A 24774-nucleotide genomic window follows, 5' to 3' on the forward strand; every position below is an offset into this window, starting at 1 on the left:
GCCGCTTCATCGGCCAGAAACAGGGTTATGCCAGACACGCAGAATGCTCCTCCAACAACGCTCGAATGACCGGCGCCAGATCACTGGCCGCCAGGCCTCTACCTTTTACACCCAGCCGCTCGCCCGCACAGGCGTGCAGCCACACCCCCAGCCCGGCGGCCTGCCAGGCCTCCAGCCCCTGGGCCAGCAACGCCGCCAGCACACCGGTCAGCACATCGCCAAAGCCGGCACCGGCCATGGCCGGATGGCCACGCTCGCACAGCATCAGCTGCCCGGCAGGGTCGGCCACCAGGGTACCGGCCCCTTTCAGCACGCAGACGCTGTTATACCGGCGCGCCAGCTTGCGCGCAGCACCCGGGCGGTCGGCCTGCACCGCCTCGGTGGAAATGCCCAGCAACCGCGCCGCTTCGCCCGGGTGCGGGGTGAGGATGCTGCCACTGGGCAGGGCCAGCGGGGTACGTGCCAGCAAATTCAGGGCATCGGCGTCCCACACCTGCGGCCGCTCGGCATTGGCCACCGCCGACAGCAAGCTGCGGCCCCATGCCGCCTGCCCCAACCCCGGGCCGACCACCAGCACCGAGGCTCGCTCCAGCACACCCATCAACTGATTGGCCGAACTGACGCCCAGGCACATTACCTCAGGCAAGCGCGCCAGGCTGGCCGGAACATGTTCGGGCCGGGTTGCCACGCTGACCAGCCCGGCACCGCACCGCAGCGCGGCTTCGGCGCTGAGCAGCACGGCGCCGCCGGTGCCGAGGTCACCGCCGACCACCAGCACATGGCCAAAGTCGCCTTTATGGGCATGCGCATGCCGGGCTGGCAGGTGCGCGACGGTCACGCTGCTGAGCGGTTGAGGGGCATGGCTGGGGTGTTTGGTCTGCGGCATGGGGTCAAAGGCTCCAATGTCTGGCAGAATTATACGCACCTGAACCCGTATTGCCTTGCCCATCCATGTCCGTCTGTACGCCTGACCTCGCCCAACTGGCCCAATCGATCAAGATTTGGGGCCAAGAACTCGGTTTTGCCCACGTTGGCATCGCCGGGGTCGACCTTGGCGAACACGAACATCACCTGCAACGCTGGCTGGATGCTGGCTACCAGGGTGAGATGGAGTACCTGGGCGCGCATGGCAGCAAGCGCTCGCACCCCGACCAGCTGATCCCCGGTACCGTGCGCGTGGTGTCGCTGCGCATGGACTACCTGTCCGGCGACACGCAGATGGCACACCGCCTGGCACAGCCTGAAAAAGCCTACATCTCGCGCTATGCGCTGGGCCGGGACTATCACAAACTGGTGCGCAAGCGCGTGCAGTTCCTGGCCGACCGCATCCAGGAGGCCATCGGCCCGTTTGGTTACCGTGCCTTCGTCGACAGCGCCCCGGTGCTGGAAAAGGCCCTGGCCGAACAGGCCGGCCTGGGCTGGATCGGCAAGAATACCCTGCTGCTCAACCGCAAGGCGGGCAGCTACTTCTTCCTCGCCGAGCTGTTTGTCGACCTGCCAATACCCGTGGACGAAGCCACCACCAGCGAACACTGCGGCCGCTGCCAGGCCTGCCTGGACATCTGCCCGACCCAGGCCTTCGTCGGGCCCTATGTGCTGGATGCGCGGCGCTGCATTTCATACCTGACCATCGAGCTGAGGGGCGCGATCCCTGTCGAGCTGCGCGCGAAGATGGGCAACCGGGTGTTCGGTTGCGACGATTGCCAGATCGTCTGCCCATGGAACCGCTTTGCCAAACACAGCCAGGAGCAGGACTTCCAACCACGGCATGGGCTGGAAAATGCCGAGCTGGCGGAAATGTTCCTGTGGGATGAGCGCACCTTCCTGCGCAAGACCGAGGGCGGGCCGTTGCGGCGGGCGGGGTATGAGCGGTTCTTGCGCAACCTGGCGGTGGGGTTGGGCAATGCGCCGTCGACAATCCCAGTGATCGAGGCGCTGAAGGCGCGGCGCGAGGATGCGTCGGAGTTGGTGCGCGAGCATGTGGAGTGGGCGCTGGCCCGGCACGGCCACGAATAGAGCGCGTCGGGGCTGACAGACGCTCGCCTTAAACTTTATAGCGCCTAGAAGATCGAGCGCCGCCCGCGCGGCGCATCGCGAGCAAGCTCGCTCCTACATCTGTTTTGGGCCAATAATTCCTGAGGCAGAGGCGCGCGGCCCTTTGGTGTCCACCTCGGTATCGTGTGGAACAAACAAGGCGGTCGCGTGCGTTGGCGCAAGCGATACTGGCCCGAAACAGATGTAGGAGCGAGCTTGCTCGCGATGCGCCGCGCGGGCGGCGCTCGGTCTCACAGGCACCGCAGCACACACGCCTGGCTTATTGCTGGTCGTTATAGTGGAACTTGGGCATTTCCCAGTGGAAGCGGATTGCCAGCAACCGCAGCAGGAATCCGCCAAACAAGGTCAGCAGCATCGCCTGCTCTGCCGGCACCTTGAAGTACACGCACCCCAGGTAGAACCACGCAGCCGCAAACGACACGCTGGCATACAGCTCGCGGCGGAACACCAGCGGAATGTCGTTACAGAAGATATCCCGCAAGATCCCGCCAAACACCCCGGTAATAACCCCGCTGATCGACGCCACCAGCATGCCCTGCCCCATTTCCAGCGCGGTCATGCAGCCAATCAGGGTAAAGGCCACCAGCCCCAGTGCATCGAGCACCAGAAACAGCGAGCGCAGGCGGCGCATCATCGGCGCAATGAAGATGGTCAGCAGCGCCGCGAAGCTGGTCAGCACCAGGTATTCCGGGTGCTTCACCCAGGTCAGCGGGTAATGCCCGAGCAGCACGTCGCGCACCGAGCCGCCACCCAGGGCGGTGACGCAGGCAATCAGCACCACGCCGAACCAGTCCATGCCGCGGCGCCCGGCAGAAAGCGCGCCAGTCATGGCTTCGGCAGTGATTGCGATGAGGTAGAGCATCAACAACATGGTGCGGGTCCGTGCGAGAAAGGCGCGCAGTCTAACCAGTTGCTCGAAGCACCAAAAGGGGGCGCAAATACAATATCTGCGCCGTTTCAGCTCACACCTTGATGAAGTGCTCGCGGTAGTGGCGCAGCTCGGCGATCGATTCGCGAATGTCGTCGAGCGCGAGGTGGGTATTGCCCTTCTTGAAGCTGTCACGCACATTCGGCGCCCAGCGCGCGGCCAGCTCCTTCAGGGTGGAGACATCCAGGTTGCGGTAGTGGAAGTAGTTTTCCAGGTTGCGCATGTGGCGATAGAGGAAGCGGCGGTCCTGGCAGATGCTGTTGCCGCAGATGGGCGACTTGCCCTTCGGCACCCACTGTTCGAGGAAGGCGATGGTCTGCGCCTCGGCTTCAGCCATGCTGACCTTGCTCTCGCGCACGCGCTGGGTCAGGCCCGAAGCACCGTGGGTGCGGGTGTTCCATTCGTCCATGCGCGCCAGCACTTCGTCACTGTGATGGATCGCGATCACCGGCCCTTCGGCCAGGGTGTTCAGCTCGCTGTCGGTGACGATGGTGGCCATCTCGATGATGACGTCGCTGTCCGGATCCAGGCCGGTCATTTCCAGGTCGATCCAGATCAGGTTCTGTGGGTTTTGCATGCAGGGGCTCCTCGTATAGGCCGTCATAGTAGCCTAGTGGCCAAGGCACGCCCATTCACCGCACAAAGGTAAGCGGAAAAGTCCAACGCCTGGCGTGCTAAACTGCCTGCCGTTTTCAATGCCCCTCGCCGGGCCTCTCTCACGGTACCTTCATGGCCAAACGCCAGCTCAATCGCCGCCAGAACTGGCGGATCGAAAAAATCCAGGGCGAGCGCGCCGCTCGCGCCGCCAAACGCGAGCAGCACGTGCTGCAAGAACTGGAAGGCGGCGATTTGGGGCCTGAGCAACTGGGCCTGGTGATCGCGCACTTCGGTGTGCAGGTAGAGGTGGAAGCCCAGGACGGCGAATCCGCAGGCCAGGTGTTCCGCTGCCACCTGCGCGCCAACCTGCCAGCACTGGTCACCGGCGACCGCGTGGTATGGCGTGCGGGCAACCAGGGCATTGGCGTGATCGTGGCGCAGATGCCGCGCAGCACCGAGCTGTGCCGGCCGAACAATCACGGGCAGCTGAAGCCTGTGGCAGCCAACGTCGACCTGATCGTGATCGTGTTCGCCCCGGCCCCGGAGCCCCACCCGAACCTGATTGACCGCTACCTGGTCGCTGCCGAGCACGCGGGGCTGCGCCCGCTGCTGCTGCTGAACAAGGCCGACCTGATCAACGACGAGAACGGCCCTGGCCTGCATGCATTGCTGGAGGTTTACCGCGAACTGGGCTACCCGCTGCTGGAGGTATCGGCACACCACGGTGATGGCATGCAGCGCCTGCAACAGCAGCTCGACGGCCACATCAGCGTATTCGTCGGCCAGTCGGGCGTGGGCAAGTCGTCGCTGGTCAACAGCCTACTCCCAGACGCCGGCACCCGTGTCGGCGACCTGTCGGAATGGTCTGGCCAGGGCACCCACACCACTACCACGGCACGGCTGTACCACTTCCCTAACGGCGGCGACCTGATCGACTCGCCGGGCATCCGCGAGTTCGGCCTTGGCCATGTCAGCCGCGACGATGTGGAAGATGGCTTCATCGAGTTCCGCGATCTGTTCGGCACTTGCCGCTTCCGCGACTGCAAGCATGACCGCGAACCGGGCTGTGCGCTGCTCAAGGCACTGGATGAGGGACGTATCAAGCCGCAGCGGATGAACAGCTACCGTTCGATCATTGCCAGCCTGACGCAAGACAGCTACTGATCGCTGTGAGCAACGCGGTCCCTGTAGGAGCGGCCTTGTGTCGCGAAAGGGCCGCGCAGCGGCCCCAGAAATAAGCATTGGTGCATGGATTGCCGGGGCCGCTTTGCGGCCCTTTCGCGACACAAGGCCGCCCCTACACTGGACCGCGCAAGGCAGGCAAGGGCTTACTGCTCCTTGGCCTCATCCATCTTCAGCGTCCCATCTTCAAAGATGTTCAGCTTCTGGCGCAGCTCTCGCGGTTGCATCGGTGCTTGTTCAGTTGCCCCAGGCGTAGCTGGCACCGAAGCCCCTGGCGCCGCACCATTGGCTGGCGGTGCCGCCGGCTCGGCAGCCGGCGCTTCCGGCGCACCCTGCTCACCCTCGATATTGCGCTGGGCCTTCTTGGTCAGCACGATGATGTCGATGCGGCGGTTGACCGGGTTGAACGGGTCCTTGCGGTCGAACAGCGACGACGAAGCGTAGCCCACCACCCTCGCCACCTGCCCGTCCGGGTAACCACCGGCCACCAGCGCACGGCGTGCGGCGTTGGCACGGTTGGCCGACAGCTCCCAGTTGCCGAATTCGCCAGTGCCGGCATATGGCTTGGCATCGGTGTGGCCGCTGATGCTGATCTTGTTCGGCACCGCCTTGATGGTGTCGGCCATGGCCAGCAGGATATCTTCGAAGTACGGCTGCAGGCGCGCGCTGCCGATGTCGAACATCGGCCGGTTCTCGGCATCCATGATCTGGATGCGCAGGCCATCCTGGGTGATCTCGAACAGGATCTGGTCCTTGAACTTCTGCAGTTGCGGGTTCTCTTCCACCTTGTTCTGCAGCTCTTGCAGCAGCAACTCCAGACGCTCACGCTCGACCTGCTCGGCCATGGTCTCGACCTGGTCTTTGTTCAGCTGGGTCGTGGTCTCGGGCATCGGCTCGGATTTGGCTTCCGGGTTGATGGTTTTTTCCGGTGCCAGCTCAGGCGAACCACCCAGGTCGATGACATAAGGCGTGCCGCTTTCCGAAAAGCCGATCGGGTCCTTGAAGTAGCCGGCGATGGCGATCTTCTGCTCCGGCGTGGCCGTGGACATCAACCACAGCACAAGGAAGAACGCCATCATTGCCGTAGCAAAGTCGGCAAAGGCGATTTTCCAGGCGCCACCGTGGTGGCCGCCGCCAAAGCGCTTGACGCGCTTGACGATGATGGGCTGATTGTTCTCCATGACTCAGCGACCGCGAACCGCTTGTTCCAGCTCGGAGAAGCTTGGGCGGTGCTTGGGGTACAGCACCTTGCGCCCGAACTCGACCGCCAGCGAAGGTGGCATGCCCGAGGCCGACGCAACCAGCGAAGCCTTGATCGACTCGTAAAGGTTCAGCTCTTCCTTGGCATCGTGCTCCAGGCACTTGGCCAACGGGCCAAAGAAGCCGTACGCCGCCAGAATACCGAAGAAGGTACCGACCAGTGCCGCACCTACGTGCATGCCGATAGCCGCCTGATCACCCTCGCCCAGCGAGGCCATGGTCACCACGATCCCCAGTACTGCCGCGACGATACCGAAGCCAGGCATGCCGTCGGCGATACCGGTCACCGCATGGGACGGGTGCTCCAGCTCTTCCTTCATGCTCAGCAGCTCCATGTCGAACAGGCCTTCAAGCTCGTGCGGGGCCATGTTGCCGGTGGACATGATGCGCAGGTAGTCGCAGACGAACGCGGTCATGCGCTCGTCGGCCAGCACCGTCGGGTACTTGGCGAAGATCGGGCTGGCTGCTGCGTCCTCGATGTCGGCCTCGATGGCCATCATGCCTTCGCGCCGGCTCTTGTTGAGGATCTCGTACACCAGGCCCAGCACCTCCAGGTAGTAGGCGTGGGTGAAGCGCGAGCCGAACATCTTCATCGACTTCTTGATGACGTGCATGGTCATGTGGCCAGGGTTGGCCTGCAGGAATGCACCAAAGGCCGCACCGCCAATGATCAGTACTTCGAACGGCTGGATCAGCGCCGCGATCTTGCCGTGGGAGAGCACGTACCCGCCGAGCACGCTCGCGAATACGACGATGATGCCGATAATTTTAGCCATAGGTTCAAAGCACTTGCTGTCGTGGTCAGGGGAAGAGACGGGAGCTTTAAAACTCTTCTTCTACTTATCGGCAGAACTGCGCCAGACTATAGCCACTCAATGCGAAAAGCCAGTTCGGACTGATGTCAAAATGCCAATTGAAACCAAGGTGCCCGCTCAGGCCCCACGTACGCTAGAGGCCTGGGTAAAGCTGCTAGAGAGTGTTCGCATCCCCGTGCCGAAGCACAGCTACGACCGGGTCATGGCCGCCATTAACGATAGCCGCCGCTCGCTGCGTGATATCGCCGAACTGATGCAGGATAGCCCGGCACTGGTGCTGTCGGTGATGCGCGAAGCCAATCACCCCACCAATGCCAGCCAGGCCGAACCCGCCGAAAGCCTGGAAGTCGCCCTTAATCGTCTGGGCCTGGCGCGCACCGAACAACTGCTCAAGCGCCTGCCTTCGGTGCCTGCGGAAGAAATCCCGCCCGTACTCAGCCAGTTCCAGCTGATCAGCCAGCACGCCTCGCAACAGGCCAGCGGCCTGTTCGCCAGCCGCCTGGCACGGCTGTGGCAGGAGATTCACTGGGGCAGCCTGCTGTTCCTGTCGCCACTCTGGCCGCTGGCGTTGGCCTACCCCAAACTGCTCGACACCTGGGAGCTACGGGTTATCCACAAGGGCGAAGACGCCGCCCATGTCGAGGAAGAGCTGTTTGGCGTGCGGATCATGGCGCTGTGCCAGACCATGGCCGAGTACTGGCGCCTGCCGCAGTGGGTAACCCAGGGTTACCGCCTGCTGCTGGAAGAGCGCGAGCAACTGGCTCAGGTGCTGAGTATCGCCCGCGACGAAGACCTGCTCAGCCAGCAACACCGCCTGGACGCCGAGCCCGGCCTGCGCCGCTGGTTCAACCAACCGGCCAACACCGTGCTGCTGGCCAACAACCTGGCCCTGGCAGCACAAGTTGGCTGGGACAACCCGCACTTGCTGCGCTGGCAACTGCTGACCGCGCTGTACCTGCAAACCTCGCTGGAAGATGTGCAGCAGCAAGTGCACCAACAGGCCGCCGCCAGTGCCCGCCGCCACGCCCGGCACGCGTTGTTCCACCCGGCAGAGGCCTTGATCTGGCCCTGGCACCAGCGCCGCCCGCACCCGGACATGCTCGCCCCGCCACCGCCCAGCAGCGACGACCTGGCGCGCTGGCGCAAGCTGTGCCAGCACCTGCTGGCCCAGCCCAGCCCGTTCACCAACACCGTGCACCTGGCCACCCAGGCCCTCGAGGCCCTGCAGGCCTGCGGCATGCAACGCATCCTGCTGCTGAGCCTGGACAAAGCCAGCGACTACCTACGCGTGCAGCAACTTGCCGGCCTGCCCAAGGAGGCTGGCGCCCTGGCCCTTCAAGTGTCGCAGAACAAACTGCTGCAAAAGCTGCTGGCCCAGGCAGGGCAGTTGCGCATCACCCCGGAAAACCACACCCAGTTCTCGGCACTGTTACCCGCGCCCCTGCGTGCACTGTTCCGCAGCGAGCATGTGCTGCTACGCTCGCTGGCGGTAAACGACCAGGTGCTGATGCTGATGGTGGCCGACCAAGGCTGCCGGCCTTTGGCCGACATCAGCGTGCAGGCCTTCGGCAAGACCGCGCAATGCACCGAGCGGGCGCTGTCGGTGTTTGCCAACCGCAAGGGCTGAGCCTTGCGCTACAATCGCCCCTCTTTCCACACTGGAGACCGTGGATGACTGACTTTTCCGGCCTGCCCCTGGTGATCGAAGCCGCGGACCTGCTGCCACGCCTGGATTCGCCCCAGCTGATCCTGGTCGACCTGAGCAGCGCCAACCGCTATGTCAGCGGGCATATCCCCGGCGCACGCTTTGTCGAAGGCAAGCGTACCCAGCTTGGCCAGCCTCCTGCGCCCGGCCTGCTGCCTGCGCTGGGTGACCTGGAAAAACTGTTCAGCGAACTCGGCCACCGCAACGACGCCGTGTATGTGGTGTATGACGATGAAGGCGGCGGCTGGGCCGGGCGTTTCATCTGGCTGCTCGACGTGATCGGCCATAAGCATTACCACTACCTCAATGGCGGCATCCAGGCCTGGCCAGCAGACAAGCTGACCACCGAAGTGCCCGCCAGCGGCAACCATCCGGTGCACCTGCGTATCGACAACGCGCCCACCGCCACCCGCGAGTACCTGCAAAGCCGCCTGGGCGCCGATGACCTGGTCATCTGGGACGCGCGCGGCCCGCAGGAATTCAACGGCGAGAAAGTGCTGGCAGCCAAGGGTGGCCATATCCCCGGCGCGATCAACTTCGAGTGGACCGCCGGCATGGATCTGAACGACCACCTGCGCATTCGCAAGGACATCAAAGAAGTCCTCGAGCAACTGGGCATCACCCCTGACAAGGAAGTGATCACCCACTGCCAGACCCATCGCCGCTCCGGTTTCACTTATCTGGTGGCCAAGGCCCTCGGCTACCCACGCGTCAAGGCCTATGCCGGCTCGTGGAGCGAATGGGGCAACCACCCGGACACGCCTGTAGAAGTTTAAGGAACCTGCATGAAATCCCGTCTGTTCATCATCAGCCAGTACCTGCTGCCGCACCACCTGCTGTCGCGGTTGGCCGGCTGCGTTGCCGAGTGCCGCGCGCGCTGGTTCAAGAACGCCTTCACCGCCTGGTTCGCCAAGCGCTACCAGGTCAACATGTCCGAGGCCCTGGTCGAGGACTTGAGCGCCTACGAGCACTTCAATGCGTTCTTCACCCGCGCCCTGAAACCGGGTGCGCGCCCGCTGGACGAAACGCCAGGTGCCATCCTGTGCCCGGCCGACGGTGCTGTCAGCCAGCTCGGCCCGATCGAGCATGGCCGCATCTTCCAGGCCAAGGGCCACGGTTTCAGCGCACAAGAGCTGCTGGGCGGCGATCCGGCCATGGCCGCGCCGTTCATGGGCGGCGAGTTCGCCACCATCTACCTGTCGCCCAAGGATTACCACCGCGTGCACATGCCGCTGGCCGGTACCCTGCGCGAAATGGTCTACGTGCCGGGCCGCCTGTTCTCGGTCAACCAGACCACCGCAGAGAACGTTCCCGAGCTGTTCGCCCGCAACGAGCGCGTGGTCTGCCTGTTCGACACCGAACGCGGGCCGATGGCCGTGGTGTTGGTGGGTGCAATGATCGTGGCCTCGATCGAGACCGTGTGGGCCGGGCTGGTGACGCCGCCCAAGCGTGAGCTGAAGACTTTCCGTTACGACGAAGCCAGTCGTGCGCCGATCCACCTGGAGAAAGGCGCCGAGCTGGGCCGCTTCAAGCTGGGCTCGACCGCCATCGTGCTGTTCGGGCCAGAGCAGGTGAAATGGGCTGAAAACCTGGGCGCTGGTTCCGCAGTGCGCATGGGGCAGCTGTTGGCAGAGCCGGCACAGGCTTGATTCAAGCCGCATGAAAAAGGCCCTGCATGAGCAGGGCCTTTTTATTGGGGCTTTGCAGCCCCAGACTCCCAGGTCAACCGCGGGCGTCGCGGTCGCGCAGGCCCAGCAGGTACAGCACACCATCCAGCCCCAGGGTGGAAATGGCCTGCTTGGCCGACTGGCGCACCAGCGGCTTGGCGCGGAACGCCACGCCCAACCCGGCCAGCGACAGCATCGGCAGGTCGTTGGCACCGTCACCCACGGCAATGGTCTGCTCCAGCTGCAAACCTTCTTCAATGGCCAGCTTCTGCAACAGCTCGGCCTTGCGCTGGGCATCGACGATCGGCTCGACCGCCACGCCGGTCACCTTGCCGTCAACCACTTCCAGTTCGTTCGCAAATACGTAGTCGATACCCAGACGCGCCTGCACCTGGCGGGCAAAGTAGGTAAAGCCACCGGACAGGATCGCAGTCTTGTAACCCAGGCGCTTGAGTTCGGCGAACAGGTTTTCGGCGCCCTCGGTCAGGCGCAGCGAAGCCCCGATTTCGTCCAGCACGCCCACATCCAGGCCCTTGAGCAGCGCCATGCGTTCCTTGAAGCTGGCGCGGAAGTCCAGCTCGCCGCGCATGGCACGCTCGGTGATGGCCGCCACCTGCTCACCTACGCCGGCCGCCTTGGCCAACTCATCGATGACTTCGGCCTCGATCAGTGTGGAGTCCATGTCGAACACCGCCAGACGGCGGTTGCGACGGAACAGGTCGTCCTTCTGGAAGGCGATGTCGACGCTCAGCGCTTCAGCCAGGGCGAAGAAGTCAGCACGCAGGGCCTGGGCGTCGCTCGGCACGCCGCGCACGGAAATCTCGATGGCCGCCTTGCCCTTTTCGGTTTCGGCGTCCAGTGCTACCCGGGCCGACAGGCGTTCGATGCGCTCGATGGTCAGGCCGTACTGGCTGATCACCGCACTCACACGCTGCAATTGCTCGGGGGTGATCTTGCGGCTGAGCAGGGTCACGATGTGGCGCGCTTCACCCTGGCCGTCGGCCCATTGCTGGTAGTCCGCCTCGGAAATCGGTGTGTAGCGGGCCTGCAAGTTCAGTTCGTGAGCCTTGGCCTGCACGCTTTGCAGCAGCGCGGTAGCCACTTCGTTGTCCGGGATATCGACCAGAATGCCGAACGACAAGGTGCCGTGCATGACCGCCAGGCCGATGTCGAGGATGCTCACACCGCCCTGCAGCAGGACGCCGGTGATAGCCGCAGTGAGACCGGGACGGTCCTCACCGGTGATGTTGATCAGGACGATTTCGCGCACAACCTGGCTCCGACTTCGATGAAAAATGCGCATTCTACCGATTTTCCATGACCATCGGGCGCCAACGATACTTTGCCGACAAAACCCGGCTCGCTATACTCCCCCCACTTTCATGCCATTAAGAGCCGAGCTCAGTGAACCGGCCCACGCCCGTCAAACCAGACAACTTCTTCCTGATGATCTATCGTGCCCTGAGTCAACGTCGCGTGCCGCTGGCACTGCGCATCGCCTGCACCAACATCTTCCTGGTGGCGCTGGCGCTGGTGATCTATGCCTGCGTCATGGGCCTGCAGTTCAAGCAGGCCATGCATGAGCAGGCCGATGCCCTGGGCCAGAGCCTGACCACCCAGACGGCCACGTCGGCAACCGAGCTGCTGGTGTCAAACGACATCCTCAGCCTCAACGTGCTGCTGGGTAACCTGGTGAAAAACCCGCTGGTGGCCCATGCGGCGATCTACAGCGTGGACAACCGCATCCTCGCCGAAGCCGGCCAGCGCCCGCGCAACAGCCTGCTGGGTGAGGCCGAGGGCTTGTACCAGACCAAGATCACCTTCCAGGACGTCACTGCCGGGCAACTGCGCATAAGCCTGGACATGAGCCAGTTCCAGCAGCCGATGCTGATCAGCCTGCAGAGCATGGGCATCCTGGCCGCGATCCTGCTGGTGCTCGCCTTGACCCTGAGCCTGCGCCAGGGCCGCTTCATTACCCTGCCGCTGCTGCAGTTGCGGGTATGGCTGCGCGACCCGCAACCCTACACCCCGGCCACCGACCGTCAGGACGAGATCGGCGATATCGCCCGCCAGCTGCATGCGCGCCTGGCCCCGCCGCCACCGCCAGAGCCCGAGCTGGAGGAAGAGGACGACGCGCAATACGACGACCTGCACGAGCCTTCACCGGCCCCCAAGGCCGCGCCACGCGCCAGGGTTGCCGCGGTGGAAGACGAGGATGACGACGATGCCTTCGCCGGCCTGCTGGACGACGACAGTGCGCCCAAGGCCGCTGCAGTGGTCGAGTCTGACGAGCCGCAGTACAGCGCCGTCCTTGCCGTGCAACTGGGCTCGCAGGAGCAGTTGCGCCGTTTGCCACGCACACGCCTCACCGAGCTGACCGAACGCTACCGCGATTGCCTGGAGCACGCGGCTTCGCTGTACGACGGTGAAACCCACACGCTGAACGATGGCAGCACCCTGGTGCTGTTCCACAGCCGCGAGTGCGGCGAAGACTACCTGACCAATGCCATCTGCTGCGGCGAGCTGTTGCGCGCCCTGGGCCACGCCCTGCAGATTGAAGTGGCCGACAGCGGCATCACCCTGCAGCTACAGCTGGGCCTGGCCCTGGGCAACGACCTGCAAGGGCTGGAGATGGTGGACCTGCTGATGGCCGAAAAGGCCCAGGATGCCTTGGCGCTGTCGCAACACAGCCGCAACCTGTTGCTGGTGGAGCGGCAGATCAGCGATGACGCGCTGATTCGCCAACGTGCCCGTATTCGCCCGATTGCCAGCCCTGAGGGTGCCTGCTGCGTGGAGCGTTTGATGGAGCCCTATCCGTCGATGCTGGAGCGGCAGTTGGCGCGGATGCACGAGCGCAGGGCCTGATGGGCATTCGCTGTACCCCTGTAGGAGCGGCCTTGTGTCGCGATGGGCTGCGAAGCGGCCCCAACTATGTGTGCCACACCGCCCAACCCCGGGGCTGCTACGCAGCCCATCGCGACACAAGGCCGCTCCTACAGGGACCGCGCCGAGCTTCAGACAGGTTTATCGCAGATACAAAAAAGCCCGCAAATATGCGGGCTTTTTCGTGGCTGGCGGTTTGATCAGAACCGATAAACTTCCATATCGGTACGAATCGGCGAAGCCATCGGGATCTTGGATTTCTCCGGTGCCTTCTTCACTTGCACCGGCGCAGCGGGCTTTTTAGGCGACTCTTCGGCAATTGCCGGCTGGTTGGCCAGTGGCTTCACCGCAGTGCTCAGCTGTTCAGCCAGCTTCTGCAGCAGTTGGCCCTGGGCCTGCACCTGCGACGACTCGCTACCCTCGTGCGGCTGTTCAAGGTGAACGATGCGGTTGTCACGCACATGGCCACGGCGGTCCAGCAGACGCCATTGGGCATCGAGGATGGCCGGCTGGTCCTTGCCCGAATCCAGGCGCGTGATCGACAACAGCACTTGTACATCCGGGCTGAAACCAGCAGTTGCCGGGGCCAGCACCACACGCTGGCTGTCCAGGCGCCAGGCAAGCTGACGCACCAGCAGTTGGTCGATATCCGACGAAAGGCTGCCCGCCCAGCGACCGTCGGTCGCCGCGCTCAGGCTGCCATCGGCCTGACGCTGCAGGAACGTCTCGCGCTGCAGGTAATCGGCCACCGATACCGGGCCGAGTACCACGGCCATGCCTGCACTTTGCGAAGGCTGGCCAGGATCACCACTGTCGAGCTGGTACAGGGCAACCGGCTGATGCATGGTGCACCCGCCAAGGCCCAGCAGGCCAGTCATCAACAGCGCAAATGGAAGGCGCAGAAATTTCATCATCCCATCCAGGCGGTCGCCTACAGGCACACCGCAGTGATACATATAGATTCAAACGGGCACACGACTACGTCGGCACCGCAAGGGCCATATCATCCGCGAAATAACCGTCCGACTCCAGCATTTCTGCCCGGAACGGCGCTGAAATTGCCGTTCCAGACATTTCTACCGGTTAAGCCGGTACTTCCACCTGCAACCCATCGACGCGCTGGAAGCCGCGCGGCAGCTTGCTGCCCCGCCGTCCGCGCTCGCCCTTGTAATGCTCCAGGTCGTCCGCTTTCAGAGATAGGGTACGCTTGCCGGCTTGCAATACAAGGGTTGCACCTTCGGGAATCACGGCCAGATCTGTGACAAATTCTTCACGGCTGGCCACCCGGTCGCCCGGCACGCCAATGATCTTGTTGCCCTTGCCTTTACCCAGCTGTGGCAAGTCGCTGACCTTGAATACCAACAAGCGGCCCTCGGTGGTGACTGCCGCCAGCCAGTCCTGCTCGCGGTCGGCCACCGGGCGCGGGGTCATGACCTTGGCGCCGTTGGGCAGGCTGAGCAGGCCCTTGCCGGCCTTGTTCTTGGCCTGCAGGTCTTCGCCCTTGACCACAAAGCCGTAACCGGCATCCGAGGCCACCACATAAAGTGCATCGTCATCAGGCAGCAGCACGCACTCGAAGGTCGCCCCCGGTGGCGGCGTCAGGCGGCCCGTCAACGGCTCGCCCTGGCCACGCGCCGATGGCAGGCTGTGAGCGGCCAGCGAGTAGCTGCGCCCGGTGGAGTCGATCAGCACGGCAAACTGGTTGGAACGCCCGGCCGCAGCGGCCTTGAAGCCGTCGCCGGCCTTGTAGGAAAGGCCGGTAGCGTCGATATCGTGGCCTTTGGCACAACGCACCCAGCCCTTCTCCGACAGCACCACGGTAACCGGCTCGGTCGGCATCAGTTCGTTTTCCGACAGCGCCTTGGCTTCGGCGCGCTCGACAATCGGCGAGCGGCGGTCGTCGCCGTAGGTTTCGGCATCCTTGATCAGTTCGCTACGCACCAGCTTGCGCAGTTTGGCCTCGCTACCCAGCAAGGCCTGCAGCTTGGCTTGCTCCTTCAGCAGCTCGTCCTGCTCGCCGCGAATCTTCATCTCTTCAAGGCGTGCCAGCTGCCGCAGGCGGGTCTCGAGGATGTATTCAGCCTGAATCTCGGTCAGATCGAAGCGCGCGATCAGCGCCTGCTTGGGATGCTCTTCGGTACGGATGATATGGATCACTTCATCCAGGTTGAGGAACGCGGTGAGCAAACCGTCCAACAGGTGCAGACGCTTCTCGACCTTGTCCAGGCGGTGCTGCAAGCGGCGGCGAACCGTGTTGGTACGGAACTCCAGCCACTCCACCAGGATGGCACGCAGGTTCTTCAACTGCGGCCGACCGTCGAGGCCGATGATGTTCACGTTCACCCGGTAGCTGCTTTCCAGGTCGGTGGTGGCGAACAGGTGCTGCATCAGCTCGTCGGCATCCACACGGTTGGAACGCGGGATGATGACGATGCGGCACGGGTTCTCGTGGTCCGACTCGTCACGCAGGTCGGCGACCATGGGCAGCTTCTTGGCCTGCATCTGCGCGGCGATCTGCTCCAGCACCTTGGCCCCGGAAACCTGATGCGGCAGCGCGGTGACGACGATATCACCATCTTCGACGCGGTACACGGCACGCATGCGGATCGAGCCACGCCCGCTCTCGTACATTTTGAGGATTTCCGCACGAGGCGTGACAATCTCGGCCTCTGTCGGGTAGTCCGGCCCCTGAATGTGCTCGCACAGCTGCTCGATGGTGGCCTTTGGCTCGTCGAGCAGGCGCACACAGGCGCTGGCCACTTCACGCAGGTTGTGTGGCGGTACGTCGGTGGCCATGCCCACGGCAATACCGGTGGTGCCGTTGAGCAGGATGTTGGGCAGGCGCGCGGGGAGCACGGCCGGCTCCTGCAGGGTGCCGTCAAAGTTCGGCACCCAGTCGACGGTGCCCTGGCCGACTTCGCTCAGCAGCACTTCGGCGTAGCGCGACAAGCGCGCCTCGGTGTAACGCATGGCGGCGAACGACTTCGGATCGTCCGGCGCACCCCAGTTGCCCTGGCCGTCGACCAAGGTATAGCGGTAGCTGAACGGCTGCGCCATCAGCACCATGGCCTCGTAGCAGGCCGAGTCGCCGTGGGGGTGGAACTTACCGAGCACGTCACCGACGGTACGCGCCGACTTCTTGTGCTTGGCATCGGCATCGAGCCCCAACTCGCTCATGGCGTAGACGATGCGTCGCTGCACCGGCTTCAAGCCGTCGCCGATGTGCGGCAAGGCGCGGTCCATGATCACGTACATGGAATAGTTGAGGTAGGCCTGTTCGGTGAAGTCAGCCAGCGAGCGGCGTTCTACGCCGTCCAGGCTGAGTTCCAGTGAGTCGCTCATGCGGGCCTCGTCATTTCAGGTTCTGGCGCAGCAGCATGGTGCCGCCGCGCTGGGTAAATTCAAGTTGTTTCAGGGCACTCATGCCCAGCAATACGGTTTGCCCTTCCAGCCCAGGCACCACGGTGGCGCGCACATCCTGCAGGCGGATATCACCCAGCTGCAGGTTGGCCAGACGCGTGCGATAGCCTTCGGTGCGGCCGTTGGCGGTGCTCAGCAGCACCGCGCTGCCCCGCTCCAGGTTCAGGTCCCGGGCCAATGCCTCGGGGATGGCCACGTCGGTAGCGCCGGTGTCGAGCATGAAATGCACCACCTGGCCATTGATGGCACCATCCACCACGAAATGGCCCTGGCCATTGCTCAGCAGCCGCACCTCGATAAAGCCTTCGCCATGCTCGGACTGCACCTGGGTGTTGGGGTTACGCTGGCTGTCTTCCCACTGGCCGAAAAAGCGCGTAGCAAGAAACAGTGCCGCCGCCCAGGCGACGACCATCAGCACCCTGCCCGCGCGCTTGCCCGGCGTCTGGCTCATGGCTTGGCGCTCCAGCCGCCTTCCGGCGCTTCGAAACGCCAGACGATCGGGCGGGTTTCGCCATCGGCACGGGCGCCGTTGTTGTTGTCCAGGCCAATCCAGGCGCCCTTGGCATCGATGACCAGCGCTTCGGCCAGGCCGAACGGTTGCGCGTAGCGGCGCGATTCCACCAGGGCATCTGCTGCAAACGACCAGCAGCGCTCGACCTTGCCGCTGTCGACATCACGCCGGCACACCCGGTAGGCGTTGCGTTCGAGCGTGAACAGCTTGCCCTCGAACCAGGCCAGGTCGGAGAAATCGCGCGAAAGCGCTCGGGCATCGGGCATTTGCGCCGGCTGCATCTCGACCCCGGCCTCGCTCAACAGCACACAACTGCGCCCGCAAGTCCACACCGATTGCTGGCGTTCGATGGCTACCAGGCCACGCCGCTCGCGCTCGGCGGCCAGCCACAGACGGTCGCCCGCCGGGTTGATCGCCAGGCCTTCGAACAAGGCATTGAAGTTCAGCAGCATGCCGCTGGCGCGGGCCTGGCGGACCATGGCCGGGTCGATCTTCAACCAGTCCGGCTCGCCGTCCACGGGTAACTGCAACACGGCGGCATGGGCTTCACTGGCCAGGTAGAGGTTACCCGCCTGATCACAGGTGATGCCCTCGAAGTCCAGCTCGCCTCCGCGAATGTACGACGCCGCCCAGTTGCGCGACTTCAGGCCCCACGGCAGGCCGCTTTCCGGTGGCGATGGCGGGGTAAAGGTCAGCGGTTGTGCGCGCCAGGTCGGGTTTTGCTGGTCAAAGCGGTAGATACGGTCGTCGTCGCGATCGGACACGCCCCACAGCCCGCCCCGGCACTCCACCAGGCCCGAAAGGTTGCCACCGCGCATGCCATCGATCGGGTGTTCGGCACTGAGCTTCAGCTCGGGCCAGTTGCCCGCCAGGCTCGGCAGGGCAACCAGCGCAAGGCAAACGGCAAGAAACTGCCGAATCAAACCATGACCTCAGCCAGGTTGCCTTTGGTTTCCAGCCAGCTCTTGCGGTCGCCGGCGCGCTTCTTGGCCAGCAGCTTGTCCATCAGCTCGCAGGTGGCCTGCACGTCATCCAGGGTCAACTGCACCAGGCGCCGGGTGTTCGGGTCCATGGTGGTTTCGCGCAGCTGTGGCGGGTTCATCTCGCCCAGGCCCTTGAAGCGGGTGACCTGCGGCTTGCCGCGCTTCTTCTCGGCCACCAGGCGGTCGAGGATGCCGTCACGCTCGGCTTCGTCGAGGGCGTAGTAGATTTCCTTGCCCAGGTCGATGCGGTACAGCGGCGGCATGGCCACATACACGTGCCCGGCCTCGACCAGCGCCCGGAAGTGCTGGACGAACAGCGCGCACAGCAACGTGGCAATGTGCAGGCCGTCAGAGTCGGCGTCGGCGAGGATGCAGATTTTGCCGTAGCGCAGCTGCGCAAGGTCCGTGGCACCAGGGTCAACGCCAATGGCCACGGCAATGTTGTGCACTTCCTGGCTGGCCAGGACTTCGCCACCGTCCACTTCCCAGGTGTTGAGGATCTTGCCGCGCAGCGGCAGGATCGCCTGGAATTCCTTGTCCCGCGCCTGCTTGGCCGAGCCACCGGCCGAGTCACCCTCGACCAGGAACAGCTCCGCACGCATCGGGTCCTGGCCGGCACAATCGGCCAGCTTGCCGGGCAATGCCGGGCCCTGAGTGATGCGCTTGCGCTCGACCTTCTTGCTCGCCTTGAGGCGGCGCCCGGCGTTGCTGATGGCCAGCTCTGCCAGTTGCATGCCGAGCTCAGGGTGGGCATTGAGCCAGAGGCTGAAGGCGTCCTTGACCACGCCAGAGACGAAGGCAGCCGCCTCGCGCGACGACAGGCGCTCTTTGGTCTGCCCGGAGAACTGCGGCTCCTGCATTTTCATCGACAGAACGAAAGAGATGCGCTCCCACACATCCTCTGGCGCCAGCTTCACGCCACGCGGCAGCAGACTGCGGAACTCGCAGAACTCGCGCATGGCATCCAGCAAGCCTTGACGCAGGCCGTTGACATGAGTGCCGCCCTGAGCGGTTGGGATCAGGTTGACGTAGCTTTCCTGGACGCTGTCGCCACCTTCTGGCAACCACAGCAACGCCCAGTCTGCGGCTTCCTTGTTGCCCGCCAGGCTGCCGCAGAACGGCTCGTCTGGCAGGCGCTGGAACTCGCTGACAGCATCGACCAGGTAGGAACGCAGGCCGTCTTCATAGTGCCACTCGACCTTTTCGCCGGTGGCCTTGTCCTCGAAGCTGACCAGCAGGCCCGGGCACAGCACGGCCTTGGCCTTGAGCACATGCTTGAGGCGGCTGATGGAGAACTTGGGCGAGTCGAAGTACTTCGGGTCGGGGCTGAAGTAAACGCTGGTGCCGGTGTTGCGCTTGCCGACCGAACCGACCACTTCCAGCTCGCTGGCCTTGAAGCCATCGGCAAAGGTCATCTGGTATTCGTTGCCGTCGCGCTTGACGCGCACACGCACCTGGGTCGACAGGGCGTTGACCACCGAAATACCCACACCGTGCAAACCACCGGAGAACTGGTAGTTCTTGTTGGAGAACTTGCCGCCAGCGTGCAGCTTGGTGAGGATCAGCTCGACCCCGGACACACCCTCTTCCGGGTGGATGTCCACGGGCATGCCGCGGCCATCGTCGCTGACTTCCAGCGAGTGGTCGGCATGCAGGATGACCTGCACCGAACGGGCGTGGCCAGCCAGGGCTTCGTCGACGCTGTTGTCGATGACTTCCTGGGCCAGGTGGTTGGGGCGGCTGGTATCGGTGTACATGCCCGGCCGCTTGCGGACCGGGTCAAGGCCCGAGAGGACTTCGATGGCGTCTGCGTTATAGGCGCTAGCGCTGGGATTGGCCATAGGGTCTCTTCGTCAGTCTGGTGAATGCAAAAAATCAAAATACAGAAAAGTCGAGCGCCGCATACTGCCCGCGGGCAATGCCGGCGAAGGCCAGCAGTGCCGGCAGGTGCTGGGCAAAGCCCTGGAAGCTGTGGTCGCCGCCGGCCTGGATGCGCAGGGCACATGCACGGTAATAGTGCTCGGCGTGGCGATAGTCCAAGGTTTCATCGGCGGTCTGCAGCCACACTTGATAGCGGCTGGCATCGACCGGGGCCGGTACTTCCAGCTCGGCCAGGGCCTTCACGTGATCGTGGGTCAGCTCCCAGGTCTCACCACTGTAATGATTGCGCTGGGTGCCCAGGTAACCGTCGAAATGCTTGTGCGGGGTTACCGCCGGGTTGACCAGCAGCGCTTTCAGGCCATAGCGCTCGGCCAGATGGGTGGCATAGTAGCCGCCGAGCGAGCTGCCCACCAGTAATGGCGCACCGAGTTCTGCGATAGCCGCTTCAAGCTGGGCGATGGCCTGGCGCGGGTGGTGGTGCAAGGCAGGCACGCGTAGCTGGGCCGACAGCCCCAGTTGCTGCATCACGGCTTCGAGCTGGCGCGCCTTGGTGGAAAGCGGCGAGCTGTTGAAGCCATGGATATAGAGGATGGAACCCGACATGCTGCCCCCGGAATCTGTGGCGTTGCGCCTGATGATGCGGGCGCAGGGACGCGCAGTGTAGCGCGTTCGCCGGGTTTTGACGCCGCTCCGGGGTTTTAGCAACAAATTCTTCAATACCCTGGGCTATCGAAGTCGAGCTTTACATCGAAATCCAGCGCCCGCTCTACCCCGGTCTCCAGCCGCCCATCGGCATGCAGCCGCAACCAGCGGTAACCTGGGTGTTCCTCGCTCACTTGGAAATCCTCACTGCGCGCTGCGAACTGAATGCAGGTCGACGGCGTAGCCAGCAGGCGCCGGCCATCGCGGACTTCATCCCATTCCTGATGCACATGCCCCCACAGCAACGCCCGCACCTGTGGATAAGCCTCGACGATATCGAACAGGGCCTGGGCATTGCGCAAGCCGATCGGTGCGATCCAGGCGCAGCCGATGTCTACCGGCTGATGGTGGAAACACACCAGGCAATGGCGCTCGCCCGCCCCTTTCAGCGCGGCTTCCAGCACGCCCAGCTGGTCATCTTCCAGCAGGCCATGTGTCGCGCCATGCACCGCCGTGTTGAGCATGACAATACGCCAGGCGCCGATATCGGTTACCGCCTGCACCAGCTCCGGGGCCACTTCGGCCATGACCCGGGCTTCGTCATGGTTGCCCGGCAACCAGCGGGTGGGCACGGCAAACGGCGCGGTCAGCTCACGAAACGCTTCATAAGAGGCAACACTGGCATCCTGGGACAGATCACCCGTGCACAGCAGCAAGTCGACAAGCGGTTGCTCACGCTGCACCTGGGCCACCACATGGCGCAGGCTGTCACGGGTTTCAAGGCCCAACATGCTGCCGGCCGGATCGGCAAAAAGGTGAGCGTCGGTCAGTTGCACCACATGCACAGGGCGCGTCAGGTCTGGCCGCATGTCAGCGAACACTTGCCAGTTCGTGACCGCAAGCCAGGCAATGGCTCAGCCATTCACCGAGGAACAGGTTGAGCTGGGCCTTTTCGTCCGGCTGATGCATGGCCTCGTTAGGGTACGGATAAATGCTGCGCAGGCGCCGCGTGTGTTCGGCGCTGACCACTTCGGCCATGCGCGCGTCGTGGTACACCTGCACTTCCAGGTGCGGCACAGGCAGCCACGGCAGGCTGTGCTCCTGGCGGACATGCAGGGTGGTGGTGTACGGGCAGGCCAGCACCACGTCGAGCACCAGCACACCGAGCATCTGGTCACCCTGGGTCATGCCGATACGGCGCGAGCTCTGGGTGGTGCGCATGTCGGGCAACAGGCGCATCAGCCGGGCGTAGTTGGCCTCGCAGGCTGCCTGCAGCCCGACCAGATCGACTCGATAGCGCTCGCGCAGCAGGTTCACTTCCACATACCTCGTACTTCGTCGCGGTTCAGCGCCAGCCATTGCAGGCCGATGATGGTCGCCGCGTTGCAGATACGCCCGTCGCGCACGGCCTGCAAGGCGTCCTCGAACGACCACACGCGCACGCGAATGTCTTCGCCCTCTTCTTCCAGGCCATGAAGGCCGCCAGCCCCCTCGCTGCTGCACCGGCCAAGGAACAGATGAACGTATTCGTCACTGCCGCCGGGCGACGGGAAGTAGCGGGTCATCGGCCACAGTGCACTGAACGTCAGGCCAGCTTCTTCTTCGGCTTCGCGGTGAGCGACTTCTTCGGGTTGTTCGTCCTTGTCGATCAGCCCGGCGACCATCTCGATCAGCCAGGGGTTATCGATCTTGCCCATGGCGCCAACGCGAAACTGCTCGATCAGCACCACTTCATCACGCAACGGGTCGTAAGGCAGTACACACACTGCATCATGGCGCACGAACAGTTCGCGGCTGATCTCGCGGCCCATGCCTCCGGCAAACAGCTCGTGGCGCAGGTGCACCTTGTCGAGCTTGTAGAAGCCCTGGAAACAGTTGGCCCGCTTGACGATCTCGACCGCCTTGGGCATCGAATTCAATGTGTCTGACATGGAAATCCTCGTTGCTACATCAACCGCCTGGTTACTGCATCGCGCCATCCTACTCTGCACGCCTGCCGGTTTCATCCCTTTCCGCCAACCGCTGGCGCACTCGGGACAGCACGTCTTCACTCTGTTAGCTTAGTGGCGAACTGAAGGCCGCGCAGACGGTCAAAGGCCGACTTTTCCCTGTTCTGCAAGGATCATCATGACACTTGTCAAACTGACTTCCGTGGCCGTGCTGGCACTCGCTCTGGGCGCCTGCCAGAGCCTGTTCACGCCCAACTACCGGGCCCCGCTCGAGGTCAAGCGCGACGCCTGGGAGCACGTGAAACCCGGCTGCAGCGAAAGCGACTGCCCGCTGGTGAATATCGACATGGTCCACTTCCCGGCCTTGCCAAAGCTGGACGCCATCGTCGAAAAACGCCTGCTGCAACTGACCGAAGACAATCAGCATGGCACCGCGCCGAGCACCCTGCAGGCCTACGAGCAGCAATACCTGGCCAGTGCCGACAAACGTAACAGCAGCTACCTGCAAGCCAAGGTACGCGAACAGCATGACGGGCTGGTGATCATCGAATTGTCCAGCTACCTGGACAGCGGTGGTGCCCACGGCATGCCGGGGCGTGGCTTCATCAACTATTCGCGCAAGCTGGACAAGGTGCTGACCCTGCAGGACATGCTGGTGCCCGGCCAGGAAGACACCTTCTGGAAAACCGTCGAGGAGTCGCACCGGGCCTGGCTGATGAGCGTGGGCATGGACAAGGACGCCGAGTTCGTCAAAACCTGGCCGTTCAAGAAATCGCCGCACATCGCCCTGACTTACGGCGCAGTCGTGGTCAAGTATGAGGTCTACGCCATCGCGCCCTATTCCATGGGCCACGTGGAGCTGAAGATCCCCTACCCACGCCTGAATGGCGTGCTCAAGCCTGAACTGTTTCCCGGCCGCGGCTGAAGCTCAGTAGACCATGCAGTACACCTGCCAGCAGCAGTGCTGGCAGGGTAGCCCCCAGCTCCGGAGCGTTGGCGGCAATCAGGTGATAGGCCGCCACCCCCGCAAACCAGGCCACCAGTGCCTGCCAGTGCAAGCCACCCACATGCGCAGGCAGGCGACGACGGCGAATCACGTAGTGGTCCATCAGCACCACGCCGAACAGCGGCGCGAACACCGAGCCGATCAGTAGCAGGAAGTTTTCGTACTGGGCCAGCGGCGCCAGCAAAGCGATCAGGGTGCACAGCACGCCAATGGCCAAGGCCAGGTGCTCGACCTTCACCGGCACCAGCACACCCGTGGACACGGCCGCCGAATGAATGTCGGCAAAGGCCTTTTCCGACTCGTCCAGCAAAATCAGCAACAGCGGAATACCCATGCCGGCAGCCGCCAGGGCCAGCAGCAGGGCATTGACCTCGCCATTGGCAGCGAAGGCCAGGGTGTAAGCCACGCCCAGGCTCATCAGCCAGGTGTTGCCGATGAAGTAGCCCACTACCGTGCCGCCAAATACATGCTTGCCGTTGCGGGCGAAGCGCGAGTAGTCGGCAATCAGCGGCAACCACGACAGCGGCATGGCAATGACGATGTCGAAGCCTACCGCCAGCGACATCGAGCCGTCCCCGGCGCGGTTCCACAGATCAGCCAGGTCAGCTTTGGCGAACAGGTTCCAGGTCAGCCAGACGCAAGCACCCAGCAGCAACCAGATACCCCAGGCGCGCAGCACCTTGCGCACGAAGGCCAGTGGCCCGCTCACTGCCAGCAAGGTGGCCAGGGCACCGAAGCACAGGGTCCACAGCATCGGGCTGTTCCAGGCACTGTCTTCGCCGAAGGCGCGCGCACCCAGCAGGCTGGCGGCATCGCGCATGACAATGATCTCGAACGCGCCCCAGCCGACCAGTTGCAGCAGGTTGAGCAGCGCCGGCAGGCGCGCGCCGTGGCTGCCCAGGCTGAGTTTCAGGGTTCCCATGGCCGACAGGCCGGTGTCGCTGCCGATCACACCGGCAGCCCCCAGCAACAGCACGCCCACACCGGTGCCCAGTGCGATGGCCAGCACTGCGCCCGCCAGGCCCAGACCGGGTGCCAGCATGGCGCCGACCTGCAGCACCATCAGGCCGATGCCGAGGGAGAACCACAGCGAGAACAGGTCGCGGGCACCGAAGATGCGCTGGTGGGTGGGGACCGGGTGGTCGGGGGAGAACTGGCTGGGGGTGGTCATGCTTGTTGGCACTCGGCAAGGTATTGGATTGGACGCGGTCGGTGTAGGAGCGGCCTTGTGTCGCGAAAGGGCCGCATAGCGGCCCCGGCAAACTCAACTGCGAAGCTGAAAACCTGGGG

23 protein-coding genes are annotated in these 24774 nt (G+C 63.8%); 7 read left to right on the plus strand and 16 right to left on the minus strand.

Going from position 1 to position 24774, the window contains the following annotated elements; all coding sequences use genetic code 11:
• Positions 1-25 precede the first annotated feature (25 nt).
• Positions 26-886, minus strand: coding sequence for an NAD(P)H-hydrate dehydratase (locus tag QQ992_RS25440; protein WP_286111497.1), 861 nt, complete (start codon positions 884-886; stop codon positions 26-28).
• 65 nt (positions 887-951) lie between these two features.
• On the opposite strand from QQ992_RS25440, the gene queG reads away from it, so the two are divergent.
• The gene (queG, locus tag QQ992_RS25445; RefSeq protein ID WP_286111498.1) at positions 952-2016 is read left to right on the plus strand and encodes a tRNA epoxyqueuosine(34) reductase QueG; all 1065 of its coding nucleotides are present in this window, start codon (positions 952-954) and stop codon (positions 2014-2016) included.
• Positions 2017-2314: 298 nt separating this feature from the next.
• Here queG and QQ992_RS25450 read toward each other — a convergent pair whose 3' ends face one another.
• A complete protein-coding gene (locus tag QQ992_RS25450) occupies positions 2315-2926 on the minus strand; it encodes a trimeric intracellular cation channel family protein (RefSeq protein WP_020193322.1) in 612 nt (203 codons plus the stop codon).
• A 91-nt stretch (positions 2927-3017) separates the two neighbouring features.
• On the minus strand, positions 3018-3560 hold the full coding sequence (gene orn / locus QQ992_RS25455) for an oligoribonuclease (RefSeq protein ID WP_016712326.1): 543 nt from the start codon (positions 3558-3560) through the stop codon (positions 3018-3020).
• Positions 3561-3712: 152 nt separating this feature from the next.
• Between orn and rsgA the strand changes: the two genes are divergently transcribed.
• Positions 3713-4744, plus strand: coding sequence for a small ribosomal subunit biogenesis GTPase RsgA (rsgA, locus tag QQ992_RS25460; protein WP_286111502.1), 1032 nt, complete (start codon positions 3713-3715; stop codon positions 4742-4744).
• A 164-nt stretch (positions 4745-4908) separates the two neighbouring features.
• Here the strand turns inward: rsgA and motB are convergent, their stop codons facing one another.
• Positions 4909-5943, minus strand: a complete 1035-nt coding sequence (gene motB / locus QQ992_RS25465; RefSeq protein WP_286111504.1) for a flagellar motor protein MotB — start codon at positions 5941-5943, stop codon at positions 4909-4911.
• A 3-nt stretch (positions 5944-5946) separates the two neighbouring features.
• Positions 5947-6798 (minus strand): flagellar motor stator protein MotA, encoded by an 852-nt coding sequence (motA, locus tag QQ992_RS25470; RefSeq protein WP_016712329.1) that lies wholly within the window; start codon positions 6796-6798, stop codon positions 5947-5949.
• Between the two features lie 130 nt (positions 6799-6928).
• On the opposite strand from motA, the gene QQ992_RS25475 reads away from it, so the two are divergent.
• From QQ992_RS25475 to asd, 3 genes are read left to right on the plus strand one after another with little or no spacing between them, the layout of a single operon-like run.
• The gene (locus tag QQ992_RS25475) at positions 6929-8464 is read left to right on the plus strand and encodes an HDOD domain-containing protein (RefSeq protein WP_286111505.1); all 1536 of its coding nucleotides are present in this window, start codon (positions 6929-6931) and stop codon (positions 8462-8464) included.
• A gap of 44 nt (positions 8465-8508) precedes the next feature.
• The gene (locus QQ992_RS25480; RefSeq protein WP_286111507.1) at positions 8509-9318 is read left to right on the plus strand and encodes a rhodanese-like domain-containing protein; all 810 of its coding nucleotides are present in this window, start codon (positions 8509-8511) and stop codon (positions 9316-9318) included.
• 9 nt (positions 9319-9327) lie between these two features.
• Entirely contained in the window at positions 9328-10191 is an 864-nt protein-coding gene (gene asd / locus QQ992_RS25485; RefSeq protein WP_016712332.1) for an archaetidylserine decarboxylase, read from the plus strand.
• Positions 10192-10264: 73 nt separating this feature from the next.
• Here asd and serB read toward each other — a convergent pair whose 3' ends face one another.
• Positions 10265-11479, minus strand: coding sequence for a phosphoserine phosphatase SerB (gene serB / locus QQ992_RS25490; RefSeq protein ID WP_198752007.1), 1215 nt, complete (start codon positions 11477-11479; stop codon positions 10265-10267).
• A 134-nt stretch (positions 11480-11613) separates the two neighbouring features.
• Here serB and QQ992_RS25495 point away from each other — a divergent pair, with 134 nt between their 5' ends.
• Positions 11614-13074, plus strand: a complete 1461-nt coding sequence (locus tag QQ992_RS25495) for an AhpA/YtjB family protein (protein WP_110740833.1) — start codon at positions 11614-11616, stop codon at positions 13072-13074.
• Positions 13075-13292: 218 nt separating this feature from the next.
• Here the strand turns inward: QQ992_RS25495 and QQ992_RS25500 are convergent, their stop codons facing one another.
• From QQ992_RS25500 to QQ992_RS25540, 9 genes are all read right to left on the minus strand, one after another.
• Positions 13293-14003 (minus strand): PqiC family protein, encoded by a 711-nt coding sequence (locus QQ992_RS25500; RefSeq protein ID WP_119371612.1) that lies wholly within the window; start codon positions 14001-14003, stop codon positions 13293-13295.
• 172 nt (positions 14004-14175) lie between these two features.
• Complete coding sequence (parC, locus tag QQ992_RS25505; protein WP_286111509.1) at positions 14176-16434, minus strand: DNA topoisomerase IV subunit A; 2259 nt, start codon at positions 16432-16434, stop codon at positions 14176-14178.
• Positions 16435-16444: 10 nt separating this feature from the next.
• Positions 16445-16963, minus strand: coding sequence for a retropepsin-like aspartic protease family protein (locus tag QQ992_RS25510; protein ID WP_198750357.1), 519 nt, complete (start codon positions 16961-16963; stop codon positions 16445-16447).
• The gene (locus QQ992_RS25515) at positions 16960-17946 is read right to left on the minus strand and encodes an esterase-like activity of phytase family protein (protein ID WP_105946327.1); all 987 of its coding nucleotides are present in this window, start codon (positions 17944-17946) and stop codon (positions 16960-16962) included. Before QQ992_RS25515 ends, QQ992_RS25510 begins: the two co-directional genes overlap by 4 nt.
• Positions 17943-19847: a DNA topoisomerase IV subunit B gene (gene parE / locus QQ992_RS25520; protein ID WP_286111512.1), complete on the minus strand. Its 1905-nt coding sequence runs from the start codon at positions 19845-19847 to the stop codon at positions 17943-17945. The genes QQ992_RS25515 and parE overlap by 4 nt, the downstream gene beginning before the upstream one ends.
• Before the next feature lie 34 nt (positions 19848-19881).
• A complete protein-coding gene (locus QQ992_RS25525) occupies positions 19882-20490 on the minus strand; it encodes a YqiA/YcfP family alpha/beta fold hydrolase (RefSeq protein ID WP_016712341.1) in 609 nt (202 codons plus the stop codon).
• Between the two features lie 110 nt (positions 20491-20600).
• Entirely contained in the window at positions 20601-21398 is a 798-nt protein-coding gene (gene cpdA / locus QQ992_RS25530) for a 3',5'-cyclic-AMP phosphodiesterase (protein WP_286114000.1), read from the minus strand.
• A gap of 1 nt (position 21399) precedes the next feature.
• Positions 21400-21852 carry a DUF1249 domain-containing protein gene (locus QQ992_RS25535; protein WP_016501905.1) on the minus strand — a complete coding sequence of 151 codons (453 nt, stop codon included), beginning with the start codon at positions 21850-21852 and terminating at the stop codon, positions 21400-21402.
• A complete protein-coding gene (locus QQ992_RS25540; RefSeq protein ID WP_286111514.1) occupies positions 21843-22460 on the minus strand; it encodes an NUDIX domain-containing protein in 618 nt (205 codons plus the stop codon). The genes QQ992_RS25535 and QQ992_RS25540 overlap by 10 nt, the downstream gene beginning before the upstream one ends.
• Positions 22461-22656: 196 nt before the next feature.
• On the opposite strand from QQ992_RS25540, the gene QQ992_RS25545 reads away from it, so the two are divergent.
• Positions 22657-23403: an RsiV family protein gene (locus tag QQ992_RS25545; protein WP_016712344.1), complete on the plus strand. Its 747-nt coding sequence runs from the start codon at positions 22657-22659 to the stop codon at positions 23401-23403.
• Here QQ992_RS25545 and cytX read toward each other — a convergent pair.
• On the minus strand, positions 23372-24655 hold the full coding sequence (cytX, locus tag QQ992_RS25550; protein ID WP_286111517.1) for a putative hydroxymethylpyrimidine transporter CytX: 1284 nt from the start codon (positions 24653-24655) through the stop codon (positions 23372-23374). The genes QQ992_RS25545 and cytX overlap by 32 nt on opposite strands.
• Positions 24656-24774: the final 119 nt, after the last annotated feature.

This window comes from Pseudomonas kurunegalensis (assembly GCF_030291635.1).
GTDB classification, from domain to species: domain Bacteria; phylum Pseudomonadota; class Gammaproteobacteria; order Pseudomonadales; family Pseudomonadaceae; genus Aquipseudomonas; species Aquipseudomonas monteilii.

Excerpts from the sequence above, each read along its gene's own strand:
- QQ992_RS25440 (WP_286111497.1), bottom strand. The coding sequence starts at position 886 with ATGCCGCAGACCAAACACCCCAGCCATGCCCCTCAACCGCTCAGCAGC.
- queG (WP_286111498.1), top strand. The coding sequence starts at position 952 with ATGTCCGTCTGTACGCCTGACCTCGCCCAACTGGCCCAATCGATCAAG.
- QQ992_RS25450 (WP_020193322.1), bottom strand. The coding sequence starts at position 2,926 with ATGTTGTTGATGCTCTACCTCATCGCAATCACTGCCGAAGCCATGACT.
- orn (WP_016712326.1), bottom strand. The coding sequence starts at position 3,560 with ATGCAAAACCCACAGAACCTGATCTGGATCGACCTGGAAATGACCGGC.
- rsgA (WP_286111502.1), top strand. The coding sequence starts at position 3,713 with ATGGCCAAACGCCAGCTCAATCGCCGCCAGAACTGGCGGATCGAAAAA.
- motB (WP_286111504.1), bottom strand. The coding sequence starts at position 5,943 with ATGGAGAACAATCAGCCCATCATCGTCAAGCGCGTCAAGCGCTTTGGC.
- motA (WP_016712329.1), bottom strand. The coding sequence starts at position 6,798 with ATGGCTAAAATTATCGGCATCATCGTCGTATTCGCGAGCGTGCTCGGC.
- QQ992_RS25475 (WP_286111505.1), top strand. The coding sequence starts at position 6,929 with ATGCCAATTGAAACCAAGGTGCCCGCTCAGGCCCCACGTACGCTAGAG.
- QQ992_RS25480 (WP_286111507.1), top strand. The coding sequence starts at position 8,509 with ATGACTGACTTTTCCGGCCTGCCCCTGGTGATCGAAGCCGCGGACCTG.
- asd (WP_016712332.1), top strand. The coding sequence starts at position 9,328 with ATGAAATCCCGTCTGTTCATCATCAGCCAGTACCTGCTGCCGCACCAC.
- QQ992_RS25500 (WP_119371612.1), bottom strand. The coding sequence starts at position 14,003 with ATGAAATTTCTGCGCCTTCCATTTGCGCTGTTGATGACTGGCCTGCTG.
- parC (WP_286111509.1), bottom strand. The coding sequence starts at position 16,434 with ATGAGCGACTCACTGGAACTCAGCCTGGACGGCGTAGAACGCCGCTCG.
- QQ992_RS25510 (WP_198750357.1), bottom strand. The coding sequence starts at position 16,963 with ATGAGCCAGACGCCGGGCAAGCGCGCGGGCAGGGTGCTGATGGTCGTC.
- parE (WP_286111512.1), bottom strand. The coding sequence starts at position 19,847 with ATGGCCAATCCCAGCGCTAGCGCCTATAACGCAGACGCCATCGAAGTC.
- QQ992_RS25525 (WP_016712341.1), bottom strand. The coding sequence starts at position 20,490 with ATGTCGGGTTCCATCCTCTATATCCATGGCTTCAACAGCTCGCCGCTT.
- cpdA (WP_286114000.1), bottom strand. The coding sequence starts at position 21,398 with ATGCGGCCAGACCTGACGCGCCCTGTGCATGTGGTGCAACTGACCGAC.
- QQ992_RS25540 (WP_286111514.1), bottom strand. The coding sequence starts at position 22,460 with ATGTCAGACACATTGAATTCGATGCCCAAGGCGGTCGAGATCGTCAAG.
- QQ992_RS25545 (WP_016712344.1), top strand. The coding sequence starts at position 22,657 with ATGACACTTGTCAAACTGACTTCCGTGGCCGTGCTGGCACTCGCTCTG.
- cytX (WP_286111517.1), bottom strand. The coding sequence starts at position 24,655 with ATGACCACCCCCAGCCAGTTCTCCCCCGACCACCCGGTCCCCACCCAC.